This is a genomic window from Hyphomonas polymorpha PS728 (assembly GCF_000685315.1).
GTDB classification, from domain to species: domain Bacteria; phylum Pseudomonadota; class Alphaproteobacteria; order Caulobacterales; family Hyphomonadaceae; genus Hyphomonas; species Hyphomonas polymorpha.
This window is the reverse complement of sequence record NZ_ARYM01000009.1, coordinates 126,867-152,367: the sequence shown is the minus strand read 5'-3', so window position 1 is coordinate 152,367 and position 25,501 is coordinate 126,867. Positions and strand designations below refer to the sequence as shown.

At 63.4% G+C, this 25,501-nt stretch carries 24 protein-coding genes and 1 tRNA gene; 12 read left to right on the top strand and 13 right to left on the bottom strand.

The window, feature by feature from the left end:
- The first annotated feature begins 113 nt into the window (after positions 1–113).
- The 3 genes from HPO_RS09455 to HPO_RS09445 are packed head-to-tail and all read left to right on the top strand — an operon-like array spanning position 114 to position 2,406.
- Complete coding sequence (locus HPO_RS09455) at positions 114–362, top strand: DUF3489 domain-containing protein (RefSeq protein WP_035597542.1); 249 nt, start codon at positions 114–116, stop codon at positions 360–362.
- Positions 329–760 (top strand): DUF2924 domain-containing protein, encoded by a 432-nt coding sequence (locus tag HPO_RS09450; protein WP_241767893.1) that lies wholly within the window; start codon positions 329–331, stop codon positions 758–760. The genes HPO_RS09455 and HPO_RS09450 overlap by 34 nt, the downstream gene beginning before the upstream one ends.
- Positions 757–2,406, top strand: coding sequence for a recombinase family protein (locus tag HPO_RS09445; protein ID WP_035597536.1), 1,650 nt, complete (start codon positions 757–759; stop codon positions 2,404–2,406). The genes HPO_RS09450 and HPO_RS09445 overlap by 4 nt, the downstream gene beginning before the upstream one ends.
- Positions 2,407–2,756: 350 nt before the next feature.
- Here the strand turns inward: HPO_RS09445 and HPO_RS09440 are convergent.
- Positions 2,757–2,844, bottom strand: a tRNA-Ser gene (locus HPO_RS09440).
- A gap of 118 nt (positions 2,845–2,962) precedes the next feature.
- Between HPO_RS09440 and msrA (HPO_RS09435) the strand changes: the two genes are divergently transcribed.
- Positions 2,963–3,613, top strand: coding sequence for a peptide-methionine (S)-S-oxide reductase MsrA (msrA, locus tag HPO_RS09435; protein ID WP_035597533.1), 651 nt, complete (start codon positions 2,963–2,965; stop codon positions 3,611–3,613).
- 23 nt (positions 3,614–3,636) lie between these two features.
- Here msrA (HPO_RS09435) and HPO_RS09430 read toward each other — a convergent pair whose 3' ends face one another.
- A complete protein-coding gene (locus HPO_RS09430) occupies positions 3,637–4,698 on the bottom strand; it encodes a hypothetical protein (protein WP_035597530.1) in 1,062 nt (353 codons plus the stop codon).
- Positions 4,699–4,778: 80 nt separating this feature from the next.
- Between HPO_RS09430 and gluQRS the strand changes: the two genes are divergently transcribed.
- The 3 genes from gluQRS (at position 4,779) to HPO_RS09415 (ending at position 8,207) form a co-directional block, all read left to right on the top strand.
- On the top strand, positions 4,779–5,624 hold the full coding sequence (gluQRS, locus tag HPO_RS09425; RefSeq protein ID WP_035597527.1) for a tRNA glutamyl-Q(34) synthetase GluQRS: 846 nt from the start codon (positions 4,779–4,781) through the stop codon (positions 5,622–5,624).
- Positions 5,621–6,553, top strand: coding sequence for a DMT family transporter (locus HPO_RS09420; protein WP_035597524.1), 933 nt, complete (start codon positions 5,621–5,623; stop codon positions 6,551–6,553). Before gluQRS ends, HPO_RS09420 begins: the two co-directional genes overlap by 4 nt.
- A gap of 67 nt (positions 6,554–6,620) precedes the next feature.
- Complete coding sequence (locus tag HPO_RS09415) at positions 6,621–8,207, top strand: alkaline phosphatase family protein (RefSeq protein WP_035597521.1); 1,587 nt, start codon at positions 6,621–6,623, stop codon at positions 8,205–8,207.
- Between the two features lie 10 nt (positions 8,208–8,217).
- Here HPO_RS09415 and HPO_RS09410 read toward each other — a convergent pair whose 3' ends face one another.
- Entirely contained in the window at positions 8,218–8,646 is a 429-nt protein-coding gene (locus HPO_RS09410) for a hypothetical protein (protein WP_157532753.1), read from the bottom strand.
- Positions 8,647–8,759: 113 nt separating this feature from the next.
- Here HPO_RS09410 and HPO_RS09405 point away from each other — a divergent pair, with 113 nt between their 5' ends.
- From HPO_RS09405 to HPO_RS09395, 3 genes are all read left to right on the top strand, one after another.
- Positions 8,760–9,581: a helix-turn-helix domain-containing protein gene (locus tag HPO_RS09405; RefSeq protein WP_051612486.1), complete on the top strand. Its 822-nt coding sequence runs from the start codon at positions 8,760–8,762 to the stop codon at positions 9,579–9,581.
- 85 nt (positions 9,582–9,666) lie between these two features.
- On the top strand, positions 9,667–10,767 hold the full coding sequence (locus tag HPO_RS09400) for a Zn-dependent alcohol dehydrogenase (protein ID WP_035597512.1): 1,101 nt from the start codon (positions 9,667–9,669) through the stop codon (positions 10,765–10,767).
- Between the two features lie 160 nt (positions 10,768–10,927).
- Positions 10,928–11,638, top strand: a complete 711-nt coding sequence (locus HPO_RS09395) for a class I SAM-dependent methyltransferase (RefSeq protein ID WP_035597510.1) — start codon at positions 10,928–10,930, stop codon at positions 11,636–11,638.
- On the opposite strand, the gene HPO_RS09390 is transcribed toward HPO_RS09395, so the two are convergent.
- From HPO_RS09390 to HPO_RS19740, 3 genes are read right to left on the bottom strand one after another with little or no spacing between them, the layout of a single operon-like run.
- A complete protein-coding gene (locus HPO_RS09390) occupies positions 11,635–12,684 on the bottom strand; it encodes a quinone-dependent dihydroorotate dehydrogenase (protein WP_035597508.1) in 1,050 nt (349 codons plus the stop codon). The genes HPO_RS09395 and HPO_RS09390 overlap by 4 nt on opposite strands.
- Positions 12,685–13,026: a DUF952 domain-containing protein gene (locus HPO_RS09385; protein ID WP_035597505.1), complete on the bottom strand. Its 342-nt coding sequence runs from the start codon at positions 13,024–13,026 to the stop codon at positions 12,685–12,687. It lies immediately after the preceding gene.
- A 44-nt stretch (positions 13,027–13,070) separates the two neighbouring features.
- Entirely contained in the window at positions 13,071–15,032 is a 1,962-nt protein-coding gene (locus HPO_RS19740) for a hypothetical protein (protein ID WP_051612485.1), read from the bottom strand.
- Between the two features lie 175 nt (positions 15,033–15,207).
- On the opposite strand from HPO_RS19740, the gene HPO_RS09375 reads away from it, so the two are divergent.
- Positions 15,208–16,449 carry an argininosuccinate synthase gene (locus tag HPO_RS09375; protein WP_035597502.1) on the top strand — a complete coding sequence of 414 codons (1,242 nt, stop codon included), beginning with the start codon at positions 15,208–15,210 and terminating at the stop codon, positions 16,447–16,449.
- A gap of 52 nt (positions 16,450–16,501) precedes the next feature.
- Here the strand turns inward: HPO_RS09375 and HPO_RS09370 are convergent, their stop codons facing one another.
- Positions 16,502–17,101 carry a hypothetical protein gene (locus HPO_RS09370; protein ID WP_035597499.1) on the bottom strand — a complete coding sequence of 200 codons (600 nt, stop codon included), beginning with the start codon at positions 17,099–17,101 and terminating at the stop codon, positions 16,502–16,504.
- Positions 17,102–17,463: 362 nt separating this feature from the next.
- Here HPO_RS09370 and HPO_RS09365 point away from each other — a divergent pair, with 362 nt between their 5' ends.
- Positions 17,464–18,066 carry a hypothetical protein gene (locus HPO_RS09365; protein WP_035597496.1) on the top strand — a complete coding sequence of 201 codons (603 nt, stop codon included), beginning with the start codon at positions 17,464–17,466 and terminating at the stop codon, positions 18,064–18,066.
- Positions 18,067–18,123: 57 nt separating this feature from the next.
- On the opposite strand, the gene cobT is transcribed toward HPO_RS09365, so the two are convergent.
- The 6 genes from cobT to rpmB all read right to left on the bottom strand — a co-directional run bounded on the left by cobT (position 18,124) and on the right by rpmB (position 25,375).
- A complete protein-coding gene (cobT, locus tag HPO_RS09360) occupies positions 18,124–20,088 on the bottom strand; it encodes a cobaltochelatase subunit CobT (protein ID WP_035597493.1) in 1,965 nt (654 codons plus the stop codon).
- Positions 20,089–20,115: 27 nt separating this feature from the next.
- Positions 20,116–21,099 carry a cobaltochelatase subunit CobS gene (gene cobS, locus HPO_RS09355; RefSeq protein WP_084324253.1) on the bottom strand — a complete coding sequence of 328 codons (984 nt, stop codon included), beginning with the start codon at positions 21,097–21,099 and terminating at the stop codon, positions 20,116–20,118.
- Between the two features lie 140 nt (positions 21,100–21,239).
- The gene (msrA, locus tag HPO_RS09350; RefSeq protein WP_084324252.1) at positions 21,240–21,854 is read right to left on the bottom strand and encodes a peptide-methionine (S)-S-oxide reductase MsrA; all 615 of its coding nucleotides are present in this window, start codon (positions 21,852–21,854) and stop codon (positions 21,240–21,242) included.
- 95 nt (positions 21,855–21,949) lie between these two features.
- Positions 21,950–23,611: an amidohydrolase gene (locus HPO_RS09345; RefSeq protein WP_035597490.1), complete on the bottom strand. Its 1,662-nt coding sequence runs from the start codon at positions 23,609–23,611 to the stop codon at positions 21,950–21,952.
- A gap of 165 nt (positions 23,612–23,776) precedes the next feature.
- Complete coding sequence (locus HPO_RS09340) at positions 23,777–24,913, bottom strand: hypothetical protein (RefSeq protein WP_035597487.1); 1,137 nt, start codon at positions 24,911–24,913, stop codon at positions 23,777–23,779.
- A 177-nt stretch (positions 24,914–25,090) separates the two neighbouring features.
- Positions 25,091–25,375 (bottom strand): 50S ribosomal protein L28, encoded by a 285-nt coding sequence (gene rpmB, locus HPO_RS09335; protein WP_035597484.1) that lies wholly within the window; start codon positions 25,373–25,375, stop codon positions 25,091–25,093.
- Positions 25,376–25,501: the final 126 nt, after the last annotated feature.

The following is a 25,501-nucleotide window of genomic DNA, read 5'->3' as shown; positions in this document are numbered from 1 at the left end:
CACTCCAAGCATTGGTGTTCCTGCCGCGGACCACCGCCGCGCACGCCCGCCTGATCCCCGGGCCTTGAGGTCGTGGAAGCATCTCCGCTTCCGCAAACCCGAAAGGCAAACCGATGACCAGAACCAAGTCCACGAAGGCGCCCGCGAAGCCCAGTGCCTCCAAAACTGAACAACTCAGAACGCTCGTTTCCGGCCCCGCCGGCATCACGGTAGAGGAGCTGTCCGCGAAGCTCGGCTGGCTGCACCATACAACCCGGGCTGCGCTTACCAGGATGAGGCAAGCCGGGATCGCGCTGGAAAAGCTGGAGCCGGCGGAAGGCTCGCGGCAGTGCCGTTACAGAATCGCTGGAGCGAAGAAGTGAGCATCGCTGATCTTCAGACGCTGCCCCGTAAGGATCTGATCCGACACTATGTGGCGCTTGCGGGAACTGATCCACCCCGGTCGCTAAGTCGCGAGGTGATCGCGCACATTATCGCCTACGAACGTCAGGCGGCCGGAACCGGCGGCCTGTCTCTCCGGCTTCGCAGACAACTTCGCGCCATCGCCAGCGAGGACCGGGCGGTGACGCCCAACACCCGTCTCAAGTCCGACGCCCGACTGGTGCGGGAATGGAACGGGGTCTCGCATGTCGTCGATCGCATGGAAGATGGGTTCGTATATCGCGGTCGGACCTACAACTCCCTGTCGGCCATCGCGCGCGAGATCACGGGCGCGAGGTGGTCCGGGCCCCGCTTCTTCGGCCTGAAGGCATCAGCATGACCGCCACCGACCGCCGGACAATCCGCTGCGCGATCTACACCCGCAAATCGAGCGATGAGGGCCTCGACCAGACCTTCAACTCGCTCGATGCCCAGCGCGAGGCTTGCGAAAGCTACATCGCCAGCCAGCGCCATGAAGGCTGGAAGCTGATCCCCGCCCGGTATGATGATGGGGGACTATCCGGCGGCAACCTCGACCGCCCTGCCCTCCAGGCCCTCCTCTCGGACATTGCCGCCGGCAGGATCGATCTGGTGGTCGTCTACAAGATCGACCGCCTGACCCGATCGCTCGCCGACTTCGCCAAGCTGGTCGAACGGTTTGATGCGGCCAGCTGCTCCTTCGTCTCCGTCACCCAGTCGTTCAACACCTCGACGAGCATGGGCCGGCTCACCCTCAACGTGCTGCTCTCCTTCGCCCAGTTCGAGCGCGAGGTCACCGCCGAACGTATCCGGGACAAGATCGCCGCGTCCAAGAAAAAGGGCTACTGGATGGGCGGCCTGCTGCCGCTTGGCTATGACCAGCATCCCGATCCGAAGATGCGGACGCTGGTGATCAATGAGCTGGAAGCGGAGAGGGTCCGGGAGATATTCCGGCTCTACCGGGATCTTGGCTGCCTCCGGCTTGCGGAGCAGCAGGTCGCTGCCCGCGGCTACACATCCAAACGCCGGACGTTCAGCAATGGCAGGACAACCGGTGGCAGGTCGCTGAACCGCGGACAGATCAACTTCATCCTGCGCAACCCGGTCTATACCGGCCGCATCCGCCACAAGCTGGAGATCCATGACGGCCTGCATGAGGCGATCATCGACCCGGAACTCTGGGACGCGGTTCAGGGGCGGCTCGACCGGAACTCCCCGAAGAAGGCACGCCGCCCATCGAAATCCGGCGCGCTGCTGACCGGACGGATCTTTGATGAGACCGACGACTTCCTGACACCGACACATGCGCAGAAGGGTGGCCGCCGGTATCACTATTACAGCTCGGCGCGACTGCTGGCGGGTGAGCCGAACTGCGCGGATGCATGGCGCCTGCCAGCAAGGCAGGTCGAGGATGCCGTGGTCAGGGCGACCACGGAACATCTGCGATCAAAGGCAGCGCAGATGGTCGCCAGGCCATCACGGTCCGATATGGATCGTATCGACATGCGGCTCACCGATATTGGCCGCAGCGATGTGTGCAGCGTCATCGAGCGGGTGGATGTGTCGCCAGGCCAGATGACAATCCGTCTGGACGCGAAAGAGCTGGCGGAATTCCTTGGCGCAGACTTCCAAATCACCGCGCCCAAACACCTCACCATCGAAGCTCCCTTCCAGCTCCGCCGCCGCGGTGTGGAGTCGAAGCTCGTCTTCGGATCTGATGTTGCCTGTCCTGATCAGACGCTCGTTCGTGCGATCGCCGATGCCCATGTCTGGCTGGAGGAAATCCGCAGTGGAACGCCGGTCACGGTGATCGCCGAGCGTGTTGGCCGGCCGCCCGCAAAGCTCGCACGGCGGATGCGCCTTGCCTTCCTCTCACCTCCGATTGTCGAAGCGATCCTGGACGGCCGCCAGCCTGCGGCTCTGACATTCTCGCGTCTGATGCGGATGGACATCCCGTCTGAATGGGATGCGCAATGGCAGATTCTGGGGTTCGAGGACGCTGCCTGATAGCAGCGAAACGGTTCCCTGTTCCGGGATTTGAATTCCCTGATACGGCTGGAAAAATTCCCTGTTCTGCGAGTAGGGAATTTGCCAATTTTCTTCAATGATTTCAGTTAGATCTACAGGGCCCGATCCAGCGATTCCCTGATCTTTTTCTGGAATTCCCTGTAAATCGGGCCGGAACAGGGAAATCGGCCAAACTTGACCCCTTGCAAATCGCCCGCAGAGACTTTGCCGGAATCCGGCGGCTGTATAAGGCTGTTCCTGGAATCGGAGACGCGCAGCGGCCGCGAAAGCCCGCACACTGCGGGGGTTCTGGCGGGAAAGCTGACCTCTGCTCCGGGTGGGAAAATGGCTGGCGGAGAGACAGGGATTCGAACCCTGGAGACGTTGCCGTCTACACACTTTCCAGGCGTGCGCCTTCGACCACTCGGCCACCTCTCCATTCCGGCCCGTAAGCTGGAAGCGAGCCAGATAACGGATGACCCGCCGCCCCGCAAGCGTGTGATTGCCAGAAAACGCATCAATCCCCATATCCGGGGCCAGAGAAGGAACCCGGCCCATGTTCTTCATGAAGAAAAACCTCGACCTGCCGACTGCCGAAACTGCCCTGAAGGGCCGCGCGGCCGCCATTCCCACGGCGGAGACGCATTTCGTGTTCGGCCGCCCGCTGACGGCTGCGCCGCCCGAAGGCTTTGAAACGGCCATCTTCGGGCTGGGCTGCTTCTGGGGCGCCGAGCGCATCTTCTGGAAAACCCCCGGCGTCTGGCTGACCCGCGTGGGCTATGCGGGCGGCATCACGCCCAACCCCACCTATGAAGAAGTCTGCTCCGGCCGCACCGGGCATACCGAGATCGTGGAAGTGCAGTTCGACCCCAAAGAGGTCAGCTTTGCCGCCCTCGTCAAACTCTTCCTGGAAAGCCACGACCCCACCCAGGGCATGCGCCAGGGCAATGACATCGGCACGCAATACCGCTCGGCCATCTACGTTCTGTCCCCCGAGCAGGAGGCGACCGCCAGGGAGATGATCGCCGACTACGAAAAGGCGCTCGCCGCCGCCGGCCACCGGGAAAAGGTCACCAGCGAGATCAAACCGCTCGATAAGGTCTATCTGGCCGAGGACTATCACCAGCAATATCTGGCGAAGAACCCCAACGGTTATTGCGGCATCGGCGGCACCGGCGTTAGCTGTCCCCTGCCCCAGAGGGCCTGACCCTGCGCCTTTGAAGCTTCAGATCAGGAACCGAAGTTCAGCGAGAAACGCTTGCGCGACTCGATCATCGACTGGGCCTTGAACAGGGCGTCAGACGCTGACTGGGCGCGCAGGATCATGGGGTCTGCCCGCAGGCCCTCAACCGCCTGAGACAGCTGGGCGATCGCTTCGCGCACGATGTTCTGGTCGAACTGCTTCTCGGCCCGCACGATCAGGGCGCGGCCCAGCTCCAGCCGCGCCTGGATCACCCGGCCGGTATCAGCCGTCTCGCTGGCCGCTTCCAGATGCTTGCGGCGCATGACGATCACCTTGTCGAGGGCCGTCACATCGCCCAGCTCCTCGGCCACGCGCACGCCGGAGGCGCAGAAATCTGCCTCGATCTCGGCCCGCAGCGTGGCTGAAATCGGCGGCTCGCCAGCAAGCAGGCTGTCCAGGTCATTCGCAAGCTGGCGGATCTTCTCGGCCCGGAAGGCCTGCGGATCACTCAGCGCAGGTTGCAATTGCTTGGCAATCAGATAGGCGGCCGCGCGGGCGAGATCATCGTCGCGAACCTTGCGGGCGCCCGGCAGGGCAATGGTAAAGAGGCGCGCTTCTGCCGGAGAGAGACCGCCGCCACGGCTGAGGCCATGCAGTTCCAGCCCCCGCTCGCCATTCCCGGCGCGGCTGGCCCAGAGGAACATGTCAGCGTCCGCGGTGGCCATACGCTTGCGGGCGCGGGCAACCGACCGGCTTTCAAGGCCGCCCTTGATCGGGCCCATCGCCACCAGGCTGAACGGCGCCCCAAAACTGAAAGTGGGCAGATATTGCGACAGGGCCGCCTGCAACCATTTGCCGGCAGGGCGGTCCTTGACGGGCGGGGCGATCAGGATGCGGAAACCCGGCGCCTTGCTGAGGCGGGCGGCGCGGGCCTTGCCTTCATTCGAGAGCGTATTGATGGCGCGGTTTGCCAGCCGCAATACCCAGACCAGCACCAGCAAGGCAGTCACAACAGCCATGACCGCGCCAAACAGCATTAACCAGTCGGCGCCCGGCACATGCGTCATGAGCCAGGTTTCTGCAGATTTCGCCCACGCTGAGATCGACATCAGAGTTTACCTCATCTGGTTCAAGGCGATACGTTTCCTGCCAGTTTCTTGCAACAGGGAAACACCGCTACAAGCCGCCGATGCCCGACTATATCACGCGATTTGCCCCCTCGCCCACTGGCCGCCTTCATCTTGGGCATGCCGTGTCGGCTTTCAATGTCTGGGCTGCTGCAGCCGAGGCAGGCGGCAGGGTTTACCTGAGAATTGAGGACATCGACCAAACCCGCTGCCGGCCCGAATATGAAGCCGGCATTGTGGAAGACCTCTGCTGGCTGGGTCTTTCCTGGGAAGGGCTGGTGCGGCGGCAATCGGATCATTTTTCCGACTACCGTGCCGCTCTGGACACACTTCAGGCCCGCGGCCTTATCTATCGCTGCTTCCGCACCCGGCGCGAAATTGCCGCCAGCCTGCCCGCCGGGGCGGACCCGGACGAGGCGGGCTTTGTCAGCCGCCCGCTGTCGCCGTTTGATGAAGCCGAACGCCTCTCCCATAACGCGGCCTTCGCCTGGCGCCTGTCTCTGGAAGCGGCGCGGTCTGCCCTCGGCGCGCGCTGGGAGACCCTCTCTTACCAGGAACAGACCGCCGGAGGCGTGAGGCGCGTGCCTGCCGACCCGTCGCGTTTCGGAGATGTCGTGCTCGCCCGCAAGGATACTCCCGCCAGCTACCACCTCGCCTGCTGCCATGATGACGCCTTGCAGAGCATCAGCCATGTTGTCCGGGGGGAAGATCTGCGCGCGGTAACCGCCATTCACGCCATGTTGCAGGCGCTGATGGGCTGGCCCCAACCGGTCTACCGCTTCCACCCGCTGCTTCTGGGCGCAGACGGAAAGAAGCTTTCCAAGCGCAATGCTGACAAAAGTCTGGCCGAGTACCGCGCCGAGGGGATGACGCCGGAAGATATTCGGGCCATGACAGCGCCCGCATGACACAAACTCCCCTGGCCGCCGCGCCCCCTTCCGGTTCCCTGCCCCCCGCGCGCAGCTGGCTTGGCCCGCTTATGGTGCTTGGCGGAGGCGTTGCCATCGGCTTTGCGCCCATCGGCCTGCGCATCGGGATTCAGGAGTTCGGCAACGAACTTGGCCCTCAGGCCATCGCCATGTGGCGCTATATCTTTGCCACGCCCATCCTGTTCGGCCTGGTGCTGCTGATCCACCGCCGCCTGCCCCGGCCACCCAACAAGTTCATCATCCTGGCGGGCACCTTCTTCGCCATCGACATTGCCCTGTGGCACTGGGCCCTGACGATGACGAGCGTTTCCAACGCCACCTTCATCGTCAATCTGGGCAATATCGGCGTCGGCGTGGTCGCCTGGCTGTTCCTGAAGGAGCGCCCGGGCATGCACTGGTTCTTTGCTGCCAGCCTTGCCATCGCCGGAGCCGCCGCCCTGTCGCTTGGCGGCAAGGCGCTGCACACCGGCGGCCTCAAGGGCGATCTTTTTGCGCTCGGCGCAGCCTGTTTCGTCGCAGGCTACATGATGTTCTCCAAGCTTGGCCGCCGCAATCTCAGCGGCATCGAAGCCATCTTCTGGCTCAGCGTGGTGGAATCGGTGGTTGCTTTCATCATCGTGAACCTGGCGGGTGAACGCGTTCTGCCGGTGACCGCAAATGGCTTCATCGTGCCGCTGGTCCTCGCCCTCGTCGCGCATGTCATGGGTCAGGGCCTGATCGTGTCCGGGCTCGGCTGGACCAACACGGCCGTTGCCGGCATCCTCGTTCTGGCCCAGCCCGTGGTCGCCGCGGCGATCGCATGGAAGCTGTTTGATGAGCCGCTGACCGCTCTGCAGGCGGCAGGCGCTGCCACGATCCTGGTCGCTGTCTGGCTGGCGCAGCGCGAAAGAACGCCGCGCCCGGCATAACATCTCGCAACTGTCACATGATTGGGCTAAGCGCGGGGAATGTGATCATCGCCTGAAGGAGCCGCTCATGCGCCTCGCCGTTGTTGCCCTTGTCTCCACGCTTGCTCTGGCTGCCGCCTGCGCCGCTGCGGTCGCCACCAGCACCGCGCCCTCCACCCGCGCCTCTTCCGGAAACAAGCCGATCCTGCCCATCCAGGCCGATGACAGCTACTACAAATCCGCCGCCACTACCGTCGACACCCGCATCGCCGAACGCGGCCTCAAACCGGCCAGGAATGTGATCCTTTTCATTGGCGATGGCATGGGCATCTCCACCATCACGGCTGCGCGCATCTATGCCGGCCAGTCTGCCGGCGTGGACGGGGAAAGCTTCCACCTCGCGATGGAGACCCTGCCCTGGTCGGCGCTCTCGAAGACCTACAGCCACGACTATCAGGTGTCGGACTCGGCAGCGACCGCCACCGCGATGAGCTCCGGCCTGAAAACCAAATCCGGTTTCCTGGGCGTTTCCAGCGCCGCCAATTTCGGCAATTGCGCCAGCGTGCCGGGCACGGAAGCCGATACGCTGTTCGAGATCGCCCAGCGCTCTGGCCTGGCCACCGGCGTTATCTCTACCGCCCGCATCACCCATGCCACGCCGGGCTCTACCTATGCCAAGGTGCCCCACCGCAACTGGGAAGCCGACAGCGACATGCGCGGGGCCTCTTCTGACACCTGCAAGGACATTGCCCGCCAACTTATCGAAGGTGCCGCCAGCGACTTTGACGTGATCCTCGGCGGCGGCCGCTCGAAATTCCTGCCGAAGGAAACGCCGGACCCGGAATATGCCGACCAGACCGGCGACCGCGCCGATGGCCGCAATCTTATGGAAGAATGGGCCGCCAAAGGCGGCGCGCGCGTGACAATGGTTGACCGCGCCGGCTTTGACGCGGCGGACTTCACCTCCGATGTGAAAGTGCTTGGCCTGTTCGAGCCCTCCCACATGCAATACGAACTCGACCGCGAGCAGGACAAGGCCGGCGAGCCTTCGCTGGAAGAAATGACCCGCGCCGCCATCACCCGCCTTTCTCAGAACCCGGACGGTTTCGTGATGATGGTGGAAGGCGGCCGCATCGACCATGCCCACCATGCGGGCAACGCCATCCGCGCGCTGGAAGATACCCTCGCCTTTGACGCAGCTGTCGCCGCCGCGCTGGAGATGACCAGCCGCGAAGATACGCTTATCATCGTCACCGCTGACCATTCCCACACGCTGACGATCAACGGCTATCCCCAGCGCGGCAATCCGATCCTCGGGCTCGTCACCGCAGGCACATCGGCCGAAGGCGGATCGCTCGGCGCAGACGGGATGCCCTACACCACCCTCTCCTACGCCAACGGCCCCGGCGCCTGCCGCGAAACCGGCACCGATGCCGAGGGCAAGCCGGTCTATGACTGCAAGCGCTACGACCTCACCAATGTCGACACGATGGCCGCTGACTTCCGCCAGCAATCCCTCGTGCCCCTCTATTCGGAAACCCATGGCGGGGAAGACGTTGCCGCCTTTGCCTCCGGCCCCGGCGCAAACCTCGTCTCCGGCGTGATCGAGCAGAACGAACTCTTCCACATCATGGGCCGCGCCATCGGCCTGATCCCGGCGCCGGCAGACGAATAAGCCCCGCCCCTCAACGGCGAGCGGGGCGCAGAGCGCCGCTGGCCAGGACGGGCACCAGATAGGCGACGGCCAGCGCTGTATTCGGCACGATGTTGAGCGCAAAACCGGTTGCCACTGACAAGGCGCCGTCGATCACATACCAGACGGCCAGCGCGAGGGTCAGGCCGCGCCAGGCCGGCGCGCCCGCTGCGTGGATCGCGGGCAGCAGCAGCAGGATCGTCAGCCCCCAGCCGAGGGTGACCGCCCCCATCAGGGCGACGGAAAAGCGCATGCCGGGCGCGTCAAGGTTCAGCGCGCCGGGGGCTAGCCCGCCCAGAAGGTTGTAGAGAAAGGTCACGGCGCCATCGGTTGCGGGCAAGCCGCCGCCGGCCAGCACCGCGCCAAAGAGGATCACCCCGCCGCACCAGGCTACCATCCAGCTTTTCCATGCTCCGTTCATTGTCTGCTCCCTGACGACATTTTTGATGGCGCCAGATTGCGACGGCGAGCGTAGCCGCCGCAATTACCTCGCAGGTCATGGACGCCGTTTCCGGGCAGTGGCATCACAGGCCGATGCCGGACCGCGCCCCAACACCCCTGCCCGATGCTGCAAGCTTTGCCGGCCAGCTGCGCCGCTTCCGCGCCGCTCGGCGGCTCAGCCAGCTCGACCTTGCGCTGGCATGTGACATCTCTGCCCGGCACCTTTCCTTCCTGGAAACCGGCCGCGCCAATCCCAGCCGGGAGATGGTGCTGCAGCTGGCCGAAGGCCTGCTCCTGCCGCTGAGCGCGCAGAACGCCCTGCTTCAGGCCGCCGGCTATGCCGCCATCTATCCCGCCTCCCCGCTCACCTCCGAAGCGCTTGGCCCGTTCCGGCAGATCCTCTCCGAAATGATGGCCCGGCACGCGCCCTGGCCCTCGCTGCTCTGCGACCGGCACTGGAATGTGCTGGAAGCAAGCCCGGTGGCCACCGCGCTGCTGGCCGGGCTTCGAGCCGGGGGAAGCGCGGATGAAACCAATCTCATCCACCTGCTCACCAGTGACGCTGCCGCCAGCGGCGTGATCGTCAACCTGGCCGAAATGATCGCCGAGATGCAAAGCCGCATTCAGCTTGAAGCGTTCGAAGCGGCAGATGACCCGGTGCTCGCCGGGCTCGCCGCGCGCCTTCAGGCAGCGGCGCTCCGCCATCCCCTGTCTCATAGCCTGCCCCGGCGCAGCCCTATCGTCCCGCTTACCCTCGCTTCGCCCTCCGGCGCGCTGCGCTTCCTCTCCACCATTGCCCATTTCGGCACCAGCGAAGACGTCACCATTCGCGACCTGCGGCTGGAGCTGCTCTTCCCCGCCGATGACGCCACCCGCATCGCTGTAACCGCGCTGGCCGCAAGCCTTTCCGGTTGATCCCCTCCCCTCGCGTCACTCTGGCCAAAACGCCTGCCTTGCGCGACACTTGGCGCAAACAAGAAGACCGGGAGGAAACCAGACCATGAAAGCCGCCGTGATGCGGGCGCCGAAAGCGCCGTTGTCGATTGAAGACGTGACGATCTCCAAGCCGGGACCGCGCGAAGTGCTGGTCCGCCTGAAGGCCATCGGCGTTTGCCACTCCGACGTTCACTTCTGGGACGGCGCCTTCCCCGCTGAGCTGCCCGTGATCCTCGGCCATGAAAGCGCCGGCGTGGTCGAGCAGGTCGGCTCGATGGTCACAGCCGTCAAACCGGGCGACCATGTGATCTCGATCCTCTCGCCTTTCTGCGGCACCTGCGAGTATTGCCTCACCGGCCATATGTCCGTCTGCCACACGGTGAACCGTGAGCTGTTCCAGCGCAGCGTCACCGAACATCCGCGCCTCTCCATCGGCAAGGAAAAGGTCGGCCAGTTCCTGAACCTCTCCTCCTTCGCCGAACAAATCCTGGTGCATGAGAACACCCTGTGCGCCATCGACAAGGACATGCCGATGGACCGCGCCTGCCTGATCGGCTGCGGCGTCATCACCGGGGTGGGCTCGGTCTTCCATTCGGCCCAGGTGGAGCCCGGCTCCACGGTTGCCGTGATCGGTTGCGGCGGGGTTGGCCTCGCCGCCATCAACGGCGCCGCCATCGCCGGGGCCAGCCGCATCATCGCGGTCGACCTGTCGGACCAGAAACTCCAGCTCGCCACCCGCTTCGGGGCAACGGATGTCGTCAATCCGTCCAAGGTCAATGCCATTGAGGCGGTGAAGGAGCTGACCAAGGGCGGCGTCCACTATTCCTTCGAATGCGTCGGCGCCAAGCAGACCGCCGAGATGGCCTACCACATGCTCCGCCCGCGCGGTGTGGCCACCGTCATCGGCATGATCCAGCCCGGCGTGAACATCGAGATCCCCGGTATCGAACTGCTGGTCACCGAGAAACGCATTCAGGGCGCCGTGATGGGGTCCAACCGTTTCCGGGTGGACTTCCCGCGCCTCATCGACCTTTACAAGCAGGGCAAGCTCCACCTCGATGACCTGATCTCCGACCGCATCGGCCTTGAGGGCATCACCGGGGCGATGCAGAACCTTCTGGACAACAAGGGTTCGGTCGCGCGGCAGGTGGTTGTCCTGAACTGATCCGTACACTCATGGCGCCGCCGCTCCCGCCAACCCGGCCGGCGAGCGGCGGCGCATTTTGACTGGCAATTGAGCACCGGAAAGCTTTTGCACGTCCCCAGATTGCTGCGCTGCCCGTCCGCCGCTACACAGAACGCTCCCCATCAACACGGAGCGCCGTATGGCCACCCTTTCGCCTGCAAAACCAAAACGTTCCTTCGTTCAGCGTTTGCTCCGGCGTGTCATCTACAAGAATTACGGGCGGAACCTGCTTTACCAGCTCCAGCTTCGCGCGCTGAACGAAGCGGCAGACTACGTCCAGGCCAACATGCCCGAAGCGATGATCTTCGAGAGCCATGCTGCCTATATCGGCTTCCTCGTTGACAAGTCACCGGCCGAGGGCCTGATGATGGAGTTCGGTGTCGCGGGCGGCAATTCCATCCGTCAGATCGCAGGCCGAACCCAGAAAATGGTCCACGGCTTCGACAGTTTCGAAGGCCTGCCGGAAGACTGGTCCGGCCATCTGGAACGCCGCGGCGCGTTCACCCAGAAACAGCGGCTGCCGCAGGTGCCGGCGAATGTGAAGCTGCATGTCGGCTGGTTTGATGCCACCCTGCCCGGCGTCTTGTCCTCTAATTCGGAACCCATCAGCCTGCTGCATATCGATTGCGATCTCTACGGCGGCACCAAATACATTCTGGACACGGCCGGAGACCGGCTGAAGCCTGGCTCCATCGTGATGTTTGACGAATATTTCAACTATCCGAGCTGGCGACACCACGAATACAAGGCCTGGCAGGAATTCGTCAGCAGCCGGAACGTGAAGTATACTTACATCGCCTTCACCGCGATGGATGGTTGCGTGGCAGTCCGGATCGACTCTATCGGCTAGAGATCTTTCCCCACAGCGTCGGCAATCGCGGAGAACCCATCCTCGGCCAGGCAATGGGAAAGCTCCCGCGCAACGCGGGACGCAATGCCGGGACCATCATACACCATCAGGGAATAAAGCTGCACCGCTGACGCGCCAGCGCGGATTTTGGCATAGGCGTCCCGCCCCGTGGCGATACCGCCCGCGCCGATCAGATCGAACGCGCCTTCTAGCTTGCGGGCAAACTGCAACAAAACTTCCGTAGACGGCTGAAGCAGGGGCGCGCCGGAAAGGCCGCCCGCTTCGGACTTGTCTTCACTGCGCAGGCTCGGCGGCCGCGCCAGGGTAGTGTTGGAGATGATGAGGCCGGATAGCCAGCCCCCTTCAGCGTGCAGCACGTTGCAGATATCTGCGATTGCTTCTGCGTCCAGATCCGGCGCCACCTTCAGGAAAACCGGCAGTTCCTTCCGGTCCGCCGCGCCACATCGCGTCAATAGCTGGGTCAGAGAAGCCCGGTCCTGCAGGCCGCGCAGGCCCGGCGTGTTGGGTGAGGAGATGTTGATGGTGATATAGTCGGCATGCGGCGCAACCGCCTCGATGCCGGTCACATAGTCGCCAATCCGGTCGTCACTGTCCTTGTTGGCGCCGACATTGGCGCCAATCGGCACGGCATGGGAATATTTCTGAAGCCTACGGACGAAATAATCGAGACCGAAATTGTTGAACCCCATCCGGTTGATCACGGCGCGGTCTTCACTGAGGCGGAAAAGCCGCGGCTTCGGATTTCCCGGTTGGGGCTTTGGGGTGACCGTTCCGCATTCGACAAAGCCGAAGCCAAACTTCGCCATCGCCTCTGGAACTTCGCAATTCTTGTCAAAGCCTGCCGCCAGCCCTACTGGCGAGCAGAGCCGCAGGCCCGACTTCGGCAACTCCACCCGCGTGGAGACCGGCAGCTGGGGCGCATGCAGCGGAACGCCTGCGCCATAAGTCAGCATCCGGAGGGTCAGCGTGTGCGCCGTTTCCGGCGGCAACATGCGGGCGATGCGGGCACCGGCTGATGCAATCATTCAGATGTCCTCCGGCAGAAGCAGCGCGCCGTCTGGGCCAGGCTCAAGCCACCAGGCCGCCTGCGCGCGCGCAATTTCGAGGGGTGCATAGAGATGCGGAAAGAGATCACCGCCCCGGCTCGGCTCCCAGCGCAGCGGCGCAAGCGCCGCGCTTTCAAACTCCAGCAGCTTGACACGTCCCTTCCCTGAAAAATGCCGCGCTGCCGTTTCCGGCAGCTGCGCGCGCGTGGAAAGATGCACATAGCCATCGGCAATATCAATCGCGCTGACGGTATGGCCGGCCGCTTCGGCGGCACGCCACTCTTCTTCCGTCAGTAATTTATAGACCGGGACATTTTGCATGATGTCTGCTTTTGCAGGCTTTCCGCCGGCAGGCAACCGCCCCGTCAGACGCCCTGTCCAACAGAGGGATCAGCTGTGCGGGCCAGCATCCAATGCCCGTCCGCGCCCCGGCAGGCAGAGAAGCGGCCGCGCTCCTGACCCGGAATGGCATACGCCACATCCCGGCACATGACCGAGACATTCACCACCGGCTGTTCGGCATAACCGCGCGTTACAGGCGCCGCGTCATCGGCCGAGTAACCAATCGTGCGCAGGTTTGCGGCGCCAGCTTCCACCAGCTGGGTACGCTCAAATGTGATCTCGATCTGGCGCCCATCCGGCGCTGCCATCTGATGGGCGGCGCCATCCGGGCTGACGGCGACAAGGCGCACAAATTCTGTCTGAAGGCCGGACATGGCGTCGACACTGATCGTCTCTCCGGTTGTCAGCGCCACACGTTCGGCGACGAACACGTCTGCGCCGCGCCGCGCGTCTGCAGGGCCGGCAATGAACGGGCGGACTTCCGGGGCGCGCGCCGTAAGGATTGCAGGCGCCGGACGGGTGACGGGGGCTGGTTCCGGCGTCGCCAAAGGCTGGATGCTGGCACGATCGGGTTTCAGCGAAGCCGGCCGGGGCGGCGCCACCGGTTTGACAACGGCCGGTGCACGCGGCGCAACACCTGCGGCAGCCAGCGTGATGGCCGATTCTTCGGCATTGCGCGCCGCGAGTCTCTGGGCTTCGATATCTGCCAGACGCTGGGCTTCCAGATCCGCCAGGCGGCGGGCCTCGGCAGCATCCGCTGCCCGTTTGGCGTCCAGCGCCGCCAGACGGCGCGCTTCCTCTTCGGCCGCGCGTCTTGCTGCCAGATCGGCAAGGCGCTGTTGTTCGGCCTGCGCGGCGGCGCGCTGCGCCTCCAACTCGGCCAGGCGCTTGGCTTCCGCTTCAGCGGCCATCCGGCGGGATTCGATTTCGGCAAGGCGCTTTGCCTCGGCAGCGGCGGCGCGTTCGGCCTCCAGCTCAGCGACGCGGCGCTGCTCGGCCAGAGCAGCAGCGGCCCGCTCAGCCTCCAGCTTTGCCAGACGGTCCGCCTCAGCCCTAGCGGCGGCTTCAGCCTCTGCCTGGGCGGCCAGACGGGCGGCTTCCTCATTTGCGATCCGCTCGGCCTCTTCGCGCGCCAGGCGCTGGCGTTCTGCATCGATGGCAGCGTCCCGGGCGGCCAGCGCGTCGGCCTCAGCCTGAGCCGCAGCCGCCAGACGGCCGGCTTCGGCGTCCGCAATCGCAGCAGAGGCAAGGCGCTGGGCTTCTTCCTGCTGGCGGCGGGCGGCGTCGCGCTCGGAGGTTTCAAACGCATCGACACGTGTTTTCAGATAATCGGCAACGCCGCGATAGTCGAACCAGGGCTGGGGCTCAGCGCCAAGCGGGGTGGCCGCTTCCTGCACCGCAACGGCAGAGACGGAGGCAGGCAATACGGCCGTGCCTGTATCAGCCGCAGACCGGCGGGCGGCGTCATCGCCCTCTTCCGGCGCGGCGCCAGGCTTGCCCTTCAGCGAATGGTCGATCGCCAGCAGCGACAAGCCCGCCAAGCCAAGCACGGCGAGACCGGCAAAGGCGAGCTGCGAATATTCGCTCAGCCAGCCGAGGCGGGTGGCGCGCTCTTCCTTTTTATCTGTATCGGTGGCGGGCTCTGCTGCCTCTTCGGCCGGCGGCACGATGACCAGCGGCGGGCGGCGGATTTCCTGGCGCGGAGGCGCGGGCTCAGGCCGCGCGGGCGGGGCCCAGGCTTCCGGCCGGCCAGCCGGCGGAACACGGCGCGGTTCAGGCCGGGTTTGCGCGACTGGGGCGGTCACCGCGACAGGGCGCGGGCGGCGCGGCGCGATGGCGGCCAGTTCAGCCGTTTCGCCATCCTTGGGCTCATACCCCGCCAGGATCGCCAGCGTCGATTGCGGCCGGCGGCCATCGCGCGCGCGCAGGCGGGCACGGAAAGGCGCGTCGGCAGCCTCGGTCGGTTTCAGCGGCTCCTGCAGCATCAGCCCATTCTCCTGAGCGCAAAAGGTTAACAAGCGCCCTATCCAGCGTTTACTATAACCAACCTATGCGGCGGAAACCATAAAATTCCCTGTAAGGCGCCGCCTTGTCAGGGCGGGTGCGGGACTTTAAGGCAACAGTTTCCCGTTTGCGCCCCAGAAAGACGACGTAAATCCCATGTCCAAAGCTGCTTCTGCCCCGAAAAAGGTTGTTCTTGCCTATTCCGGCGGCCTCGACACCTCGATCATCCTAAAATGGCTGCAGGTTGAATTCGGCTGCGAGGTTGTCACCTTCACCGCCGACCTCGGCCAGGGCGAGGAGCTGGAGCCGGCGCGCAAGAAGGCGCTGGCCGCAGGCGTGAAGCCCGAGAACATCTTCATCGAAGATGTGCGCGAAGAGTTCGTCCGCGATTTCGTCTTCCCGATGTTCCGGGCGAACGCCGTTTATGAGGGCGTCTATCTGCTCGGCACCTCGATTGCCCGGCCGCTGATCGCCAAGCGCCAGATCGAGATTGCCGACATGGTCGGCGCCGACGCCGTCTGCCATGGCGCCACCGGCAAGGGCAATGATCAGGTCCGCTTTGAGCTGGGCTATTATGGCCTGAACCCCGACATCAAGGTGATCGCGCCCTGGCGCGACTGGGCGTTCAAGAGCCGGACCGACCTTCTGAAGTTCGCCGAGGAACACGGCATCGAGATCGCCAAGGACAAGCGCGGCGACGCGCCTTTCTCGGTCGATGCGAACCTGCTCCACTCCTCCTCCGAGGGCAAGGTTCTGGAAAACCCGGCCGAGCCGGCGCCCGAATTCGTCCATATGCGGACGATCAGCCCGGAAGAGGCGCCCGACCAGGCCGAAGTGATCACCATCGGCTTTGAAAAGGGTGATGCCGTCTCGATCAATGGCGAGGCGCTGTCCCCGGCAACGCTGCTGACCAAGCTCAACGAATACGGCAAGAAGCATGGCATTGGCCGGCTCGACCTTCTGGAAAACCGCTTCGTCGGCATGAAATCGCGCGGCATTTACGAGACGCCGGGCGGCACGATCCTGCTGGTGGCCCACCGCGGCGTTGAGCAGGCAACGCTTGACCGCGGCGCCGCGCACCTGAAAGACGAGCTGATGCCGCGCTATGCCGAGCTCATCTATAACGGCTTCTGGTGGAGCCCGGAGCGCGAGATGCTGCAGGCCGCCATCGACCATTCGCAGCGCTTTGTGACCGGCGAAGTGACGATCAAGCTCTATAAGGGCAACGCCTATCTGATCGGCCGCTCGAGCCCCTATTCTCTGTACTCGGAGAAGATCGTGACCTTCGAGGACGATCACGGCGCCTACGACCAGAAAGACGCCGCCGGCTTCATCAAGCTGAACGCGCTGCGCCTGCGCCTTTTGGCTGGCCGGGACCGGAAGTTCGGGAAGAACTGACGCAAGCGCCCCTATCCTCCCCCGGCATCAGCGGGGGAGGCGCAGGCCCGTGTCAACCACAGAGAACGGGTGGGCCCTGCGCGGTGATCGCGGCCCAGGCCTCTGGCCGGGCGGATTCATCGAGGCGGCAGAGCAGCGCGTCGATCCAGGGCGGCAGGCGGCGGAGGATGTGGCTGGGAACAGGCAGATCCTTCAGGACACGGCCTTTCCGCCTGCGGAGCATGCGGGCGAGACGCAGGGCGTGTTTTTCCGGATGGTTGAGCACGAGGACGAGCCGCCTAGCCACTTCCATCATCAGTGCCCATTGCACGAAGGGCGTGTCGGCCCCGTCTGATTTTGCGGCGTGGCGGGCGGGGCATGTCTCCTCGATAAGGCAGAAGAGGGCCTCGCGGCGGCGTTGGAGTTTTCCTGGAGTTTCGTTGGAGGGCTTGCGAGAAATTCCAACGGGGCGCGGCTCGGGCAGGGTAATTTCGCCGGCGAGCGCATGGATATAGCGGCGCACGAGCGCTGTGGCGGTGATGAGCTGGAGGCGGGCCTCGGCGGCAATGCTGGCGAAGTGTTCCGGCACCGCCTGACGCAGCAGGGCCCGCAGCGCGCCGAGCAGGGCGGCAATGCGGGTCCAGAGTTCCGGGCGGGGCGCGGTGATGTCCATGGCGCAGAGGATGGGGGCGCGGGGAAGCCGGGCGGATAAGTTTCCAAAAAAAACTTCTCGGCCGTCTTCCCGGTTTTGCCGGAGGCAAAGACCGGGATCCAGATAGAGTTTTGTTTTGCTGGGCTTTCTGGGTTCCGGATATTTGCTGACCCAAATTCCGGGAAGACGAACCCGGTTCGCTGCGGTTGGGGGATAGGGCAGGCTTTATCCACGCAACCCGTAGGGTGGGTTGACGCCAAAAGGGCGGATACCCACCGCATACGGCAGATGGCGGGTATCGCTGCGCTCAACTCACCTTAAAACCTACTATTGAAACTAGGCTACATATACTAAAGGTCTGTTTGGCGAGATTGGGGGATAACATGTTCGGAATTGGCAAGAAAAAAGTTGATAATCAATTGCTCTTATTAGCAACAACCAAAGCATACGGATTACTTAGCCGAACACGGGTCCTGTTCTCAGAAGTAATACAAGAAGATTTGTACGATATCGAACAAAAGAGCGCTCAGTATAGAGAGTGCCAAATACTATGGTTGGCATTTTTGTTAATGTTGATGGATTATTGTATTCAAGACGCTCAATACGACCTTGATCGCATAGACAGGATTTCTGTTTTGTCGGGTAGCAAAATGCTTAGCGCAAGAGATTTACCCGTCGATATCCTCAGATCCACCTTGCATACAGTTCTTCAAGATTGTGCTCCTCCAACAAGATCAAACGTCGACTTCATGCTTCGCGTTATAATTGCAAAAAAGGTGGCTACGGCTGGTGAGTTGCGACTATTTGAGCACTGCTTGGTGACTACACATAATTTCGTAGATCGGCATTTCTATGAGCATGGTTCAAAGGGATCCTTGGACCTAGGCTGGCTATGGTTTCTGTACCATGTAGCCAAAGGAAACTACGCAGATGCAAATAAGGAGCTCGGGTTGAATCTTCCGATGAGCAGAGGCGCTACGGAATAAAAGAAAATTACACCTTGCAGACCTTCTCATGAAAGTGCGCATAATCTCTTCTGATATTCAGTATTTGGTCGTTTTCACGTACCTGCCCGTTCCGACTTTCTTTCCATAGCTGGGGGCGCCGGCGGAGGCGCCGCTGACGGCGCCGCGCACCGTGCGGTCCGTGAGCGGAGGGATGGCCATGGCTTTGGGGTTGGGCTCGTTCTCGTCGAAGAGGGAGGCGAGTTGTTCGGTCATCGCGCCGCCGAGCTGTTCGGCGTCCACGATGGTGACGGCGCGCTTGTAATAGCGCGTCACATCATGGCCGATGCCGATGGCGATGAGTTCGACCGGTGAGCGGTTTTCGATCTCGTCGATCACCTGGCGCAGGTGGCGTTCGAGGTAGTTGCCGACGTTCACATTCAGCGTGGAATCGTCGACCGGGGCGCCATCTGAGATTACCATCAGGATCTTGCGCTGCTCCGGCCGGCCGAGCAGCCGGTCGTGCGCCCAGAGGAGCGCTTCGCCGTCGATATTCTCCTTGAGCAGACCTTCGCGCATCATCAGGCCGAGATTGCGGCGCGCGCGGCGATACGGCGCGTCGGCCTGCTTGTAGATGATGTGGCGGATGTCGTTCAGGCGGCCGGGCGCCTGAGGCTTGCCGGCCTTCATCCAGTCTTCGCGGGAGAGGCCGCCTTTCCACGCCTTGGTGGTGAAGCCGAGGATTTCGGTTTTCACCGCGCAGCGCTCCAGCGTGCGGGCGAGAATATCCGCGCACAGAGCAGCCACCATGATGGGCCGCCCGCGCATGGAGCCGGAATTATCCAGAAGCAGGGTGACGACCGTATCCCGGAACTTGGTATCGTCTTCCTGCTTGAAGGAGAGCGGCGAGGTGGGGTCTGTGATGACGCGGGTGAGGCGGGCGGTATCGAGCACGCCCTCTTCCAGATCGAAGCTCCAGGTGCGGTTCTGCTGGGCCATCAGGCGGCGCTGCAGCTTGTTGGCAAGCTTGGCAACCGCGCCTTGCAGGCCCTGAAGCTGGTGGTCGAGATAGGCGCGCAGGCGCGTCAGCTCTTCGGCGTCGCACAGGTCCGGCGCATTGGCGACCTCATCATGCGCGCGAGTGAAGATCTGGTAGTTGAAGCGGTCCTTGTCGTCGCCCGCCTGGAAATTGGGGCGCAGCGGCTTGGTGCCTTCGTCCTCTTCATCCGGCGTATCGTCCGCATCCAGATCGGCGTCCTGGTCGACGGAGACATTGGCCTCCTCCCCTTCCAGGTCTTCGGTGTCGCCCGCTTCCATCTGATCGGCAGAGGCGCCCATTTCCTCTTCGGTGGAGGTGTCGTCCTCACCGGTCTGGTTCTGCTGCTCTTCCTGCTCCTCGGTAGGGGCTTCGTCTTCGGCCTCAGCCTCGTCTCCCGGCAGGTCTGAGGCTGTCAGATCCCGGATGATCGAGCGGATGGTGCGGGCAAAGCCGGCCTGATCGTGGAGCTGGCCGGTGAGCATTTCGAGCGCGTCGCCGGCGTTTTTCTCGACCTTCTCGCGCCAGACATCGGCAACGCGCTTTGCGCTTTCGGGCAGCGGGCGGCCGGTCAGCTTCTCGCGCAGCAGGAATTCCAGCGCCGGGGCAAGCACGGCCTCGGGATCTTCCGAGCCGAGGCCGAAATTGGTGGACCGGCAGCGGAAATCGAGCACGGCTTCGAGGTTTCCGGCGGTACCCTGCATCGCATTGGCGCCGAGGCTTTCGATGCGGGCGGTTTCAGCGGCCTCATAGACGCGGCGGGGAAGATCCCCCTGCGGACGGTTGGCGATATGCGCGGCGGCGTCATGATGGGCGCGGCGCAGGGCGAGCGCGTCCGCCTCGCCCCGGATGCGGGCGGCAAGCTCGGCGGAGACTTCCACCGGGGGCGGACGAAGTACCAGGCGCGTGCCCTGATCGCCAACATCGGGGCCGAAACCGACCTCGATCTCGCGCTCACCGCTCATCGCCTTGGTGGTCGCGGCGAGCGCGGCCTTGAAGAGTTCCTGAGGGGTCGTGTCCTTTGCCATCCGTCGACCGCGCGGGCCGCGCCTTTCCTATGCGACCTTCACCATCAGCGGGCTTTCGGGCAGTTCGACGCCGAAGCAGCGCTGATACATTTCCGCGACCAGCGGGCGCTCCAGCTCGTCGCACTTGTTGAGGAAGGTCATGCGGAAGGCATGGCCGAGATCGCCGAAGATGGCGAAGTTTTCCGCCCAGGTGATGACGGTCCGCGGGCTCATCACGGTGGAGAGGTCGCCGGCCATGAAGGCGTTGCGGGTGAGGTCTGCCAGGGTGACCATCTTGGCGATGGTGGCTTCGTCCACGCCCGTGGCCTTCGCCTTGATGATTTCGACTTCCGCGTCATGGGTGAGATAATTCAGTGTGGTGACGATGCTCCAGCGGTCCATCTGGCCCTGGTTGAGCTGCTGGGTGCCGTGATAGAGGCCGGTCGTATCGCCAAGGCCGACCGTGTTGGTGGTGGCGAACAGGCGGAACTGCGGATGGGGCGCGATGACGCGGTTCTGGTCGAGCAACGTCAGCTTGCCGCTGGCTTCCAGCACGCGCTGGATCACGAACATCACATCCGGGCGGCCGGCGTCATACTCGTCGAACACGATGGCGACGGGGCGCTGCAGCGCCCAGGGGAGAATGCCTTCGCGGAATTCGGTGACCTGCACGCCATCCTTCAGGACGATGGCGTCCTTTCCGACCATGTCGATCCGGCTGACATGGCTGTCGAGGTTGACGCGGATCATCGGCCAGTTGAGGCGGGCGGCGACCTGCTCGATATGGGTGGACTTACCCGTGCCGTGATAGCCCTGGACCATGACGCGGCGGTTGTGCTCGAAGCCGGCGAGAATGGCGAGCGTCGTCTGCGGATCGAAGCGGTAGGACGGGTCAATCTCCGGCACATATTCGGTGCGCGTCTTGAAGCCGTGGACGATCATGTTGGTGTCGAGGCCGAACACCTTTTTGACATTCACTTTTTCGGTCGGCTTCAGGCCTTCGAGGGCATCGGTGTCGGACATAACGGTCATGGGGTATCAGCTCGCCATCGGGAGAAATCAGGTCAGACTCTGGGTTCTAGCACGGGATGGCCGCGCGCCTAGTGCGACGCAACGTAAAGTCTGCAGCCCTCCCCTGCCGGGGGCAGGGGCTTTGCTGGATGAGGCCCGGCCTATTCCTGCCAGACCTTCTTCAGCGTCTCCTCGCGCCGGCTGCCTTTCTTGTAGGCCTCGTAGCGCTCGGGCTCCTTCAGGTAATAGTCCTGATGATACTCTTCTGCCGGATAGAAGGCGGTAGCGGGCAGGACCGCTGTGACGATGAGCTGTTTGAGGCGCTTGGCATTGGCCTCGAGCGACTGTGTGGCCGCCGATTTCTGAGCCTCATCCAGCACGAAGATCGCCGTGCGATACTGGCTGCCCCGGTCAAAGAACTGGCCGCCCTCATCGGTGGGGTCGATATTCGACCAGAAGACTTCCAGAAGCTGCTCATAGCTGACCTTGGCCGGATCAAAGATCACTTCGACGGCTTCGGCATGGTCGCCCATATTGCGGTAGGTGGGGTCGGGCGTGGTGCCGCCGGTATAGCCGGAGAGGACGGTGCGCACGCCGGGCACTTCTTCAAGCTCTGCCTCGATGCACCAGAAGCAGCCGCCGGCGAAGATCGCGATCTCTTCATGCGCGGCGGCCTCTGGCCGCTCGATCGGGGCAGCTTTGGCACTGGCCGGCAGGGCCGCGTTGCTGCAGGCGGCGAGGCCCAGGGCGAGGGCGGCGGTCAGGGCAAGGCGCATCGGGGGTCTTCCTTCCGGTTTACGGAGGAAAGGTATGGGCGCGCCGGCGAAGGTCCACCCTCCCCGCTGTCACAATGCGGAGAGGCCTGCGGCGGCTACCACTCCGCCTGCCAGACCACCTCTCCGCCCACAACAGTCATCACCGGCCGGGCTTTCAGGATCTGCTGTTCGGGGATCGTCATCAGATCGGCGTCAAACACGGTGAAATCGGCGATTTTCCCGGCCTCGATGGTGCCGAGGTCGTTTTCCTGGAAGGCAGCATAGGCGGGGCCTGTGGTGAAGAGGGCAAGCGCCTGCTGGCGGGTGAGGGCTTCTTCAGGATGCCAGCCTTCGCCGGAAAAACCTGCCAGATCCTTGCGCGCCACGGCGGCATAGAATTCGATTGTTGGCGAGCCGACTTCCACCGGCGCGTCGGAGCCCCCGGCAATCATCGCGCCCGCCTTCAGGAGGCTTGCCCAGGCATAGGCGCCGCGCAAGCGGTCGATGCCCACACGGGCCGGGGCAAAATGCAGGTCACCGATGGCATGGCTGGGCTGCATGGAGGCGATGAGGCCGCTTCTGGCGACGCGGTCGATATCATCGGGGTGCAGCATCTGGGTGTGTTCGATGCGCCAGCGCAGGTCTGCGCCATAGCTCAGCTCCTCGAACTTCTCGAGGATGCGGCGGTTGGCAAGGTCGCCGATGGCATGGATTGTCAGCTGCACGCCCTCTTTCTGAGCGTCCATCATCAGATTGTGCAGCTGTTCAGGCTCCAGCAGGGCGAGACCGGATGTTTCGGGCTGGTCGGCATAGGGCGCAATCAGCAGCGCTCCCCGGCTGCCGAGGGCGCCATCCATATAAAGCTTCACGGCGCGATTGGTGATGCGCGCGGTTTCAAATTCGCGGCGTTTGGCAATGTCGAAACCGCGCTCGTCAAAAGCGTTATAGACGCGCAGCGGCAAGCGGCCCTCATCATCCAGCGCCTTCAGAAGGCGGGCATGATCGGTGGCCGCGCTCATATTGTGGATGCCGGTCCAGCCGCGGCGGGCATAGGTCTGCGCGCCAACCTCAAGCGCTTTGCTCATATCGTCATAGGTCGGGTTCTCGATCAGGGCGAGGACGGGCATCATGGCATTGTCGATGACGATGCCGGTTGCCTTGAAATTCTCGTCGCGCTCCGTGCGTCCGCCCGGCGGATCTGCGGCCATGTCGTAGATCCCGGCGGCTTTCAGCGCCGCCGTATTGGCGACCAGCGCATGGCCGTCAGAGCGCACCAGGATGACGGGGTTTTCCGGGCTGACCGCGTCCAGATCTGCCGCCGAGGGCATACGTCCTTCCGGCCAGCCGGTTTCGATCCAGCCCCGGCCAAACAGGATGGCGCCGGGGGCCAGGCCCTGCAGCTCGGCTTCGGTGCGGGTGACAAGCTCGTCGATGGAGGCAGTGCCTTCCAGGTTGAGGATCAGCTCCCGCTCGCCAATGCCCTGGAGGTGGGCGTGGGCGTCTGTGAAGCCGGGGAACATGACCGCGCCGGCGAGGTCTATGATCTCCACCTCATCCTCGCTCCAGTCCTGCGACAGGGGCGGGGCTGTGCCGATGATCCGGCCATCGGGGCCAACGATCACCGCCTCGACCGTGGCGGGGTCAGCCAGGCCCGTATAGATGGTGCCGCCGGTGAAGACGCGGATATTGCCTTCCGGCGCAGGCGGCGCAGCGGGCGCCGGGTCAGTGCAGGCCGTCAGGGCGGCAATGGCCAGGGCAGCGATGGTGATGAGACGCATGGGATTCCCCTTCCCTTTGTTGCGCCTTGTCTTGGACTGGTTCCCGCGCGGTGGCCAGTCATCGCAGGCAAATCGGGCGAGAGAAGGTGGACACTTCCGGACAAACGAAAACGCCGGGCCTGCGAGGAGGCCCGGCGTGAACTTTTGTCAGCGGCTGGGAGCAGGTTACCGGTAAGCGGTGATCGGCACGCCGCGGCGCTGGTCCTTCTTCACATAGTCCAGGCAGTTGTCCGTAATGATCTTCGATTTCATGCGCACGGCCTGGATCATTGCGTCTGCGGTGTATTCATCGCTTTGGCAGGAAACGAGCTGGGTGAGGCGGACATCTTCGGACTGGGCCAGATCGAGCAGGAAGTAGGTGAGGCTCTGGGCGAGGATGTGCGTATTGAGCTGCTGGGCGCGCGTGCGTGCATTGCGTGACCCTTCGCCGACGGTCGAGAGGTTACCGTGACGGGTGGCGGCAGCGGCTTTCTGCTTCTCATCGGCGCTCGATAGACCGAGGGGGAGATAATTTGCCGGGTCGGTCTGCAGAGCCGCATAGTTCAAGGGATTCATCTGGCCGAGCAGCACCAGCGCGGGGCCGGAAAGGGCGGAAATGCCGGCTGTCCAGACATAGCCTTGATAGACATCGTTCCATTCGGCTTGCGACAACTCGTCAATCGAACTGCCGCCGAAGAAGTTCTGAAGCTTGCGGTTATTGTTCCAGACTTCGACCAGCCCGCCTTCGTAAAGGGTGAAGGCGCCAAAGACGGCTGTCGAGGCAATCACGCCGGGGGCGGAGACGTTATAGGCGAAGCTGGCATCATCTTCATTGAGACCGGGATATTCGGCAAGGAAGCTGGAGCGGATCAGATTTTCATAAACCGGCTGCCCCGTGCGACGGTCAACGACGCGGTAGGTAGCGCTGGTGGTTCCGGCAAAGTGGCGGCCAAACGCGTCCGATTTCAACTCATGGAATTCGATCTGCAGCGCATAGCGCGCCCCCGCCGCTGTTTTTGCCTCGAGGCCGGATCCCTTGAGAGAACTGTCGACCATCGGGCGGAAGAGGCCCTGATTGGGTTCCTCGAAAAGATAGTCCCGCTGGGACATGCCGCTGATATAGTCGAGTTCCAGACCATGCATCAGACGGTCGCCGGGGTTCCAGCGGATATAGTGGGTGACGGGGAGCGCCGGGCGCTGACGCGCGATGGTCTGGGTTTCATTCATGAAGCCGGGCAGGCCCATCACGCCCTGTTTGCCAGGCGCGTGATTGGCGCAGGCGCCAAGACCAATCAGGGTAGCGGCCAGAACAAGTCTCTTCATGTTTCTCCCCCAGACGGAAAACCGATGTTCCGAAGGTGGATAAGCGTGAAACCCTAAGAAAAAATTTTAGCTACCCTGAATTCCACAACCCAGGGACAGCCCAAACAAAAACACCGGGCCTGCGAGGAGGCCCGGCGTGAACTTTTGTCAGCAGCGGAAGCCGGAGAAAGAGGCCGCTTAAGCGACAGCTTTCTTCGCGATGTCGCGCTTGATCTTGAGGGCCTTGTCGGAGAGGCCGTCTTCCTTCGCCTTGGCGAGGAAAGCGTCGAGGCCGCCGAGCTTGTCGACCGTGCGCAGGGCTTTCGCCGCGATGCGCAGTTTGAAGTCCTGGTTCAGGGCTTCAGAGTGCAGCGTAACCTGCACGAGGTTGGGCAGATAACGACGCTTGGTCTTGATCTGCGAGTGGCTGACGATATGGCCAACCATCGGCTTGGTGCCAGTGAGTTCACATTCGCGGGACATGGGCCTCGCTCCGAAAAAGAGGTGTTCTTTGATCTGAAGGCGCGCGTCTACAGTCTGCGGGGGCGCCCTGTCAACCGCGCAATCAGGCTTGCGGGCGGAGAATTGCGCTCCCATGTCACGCTCTGT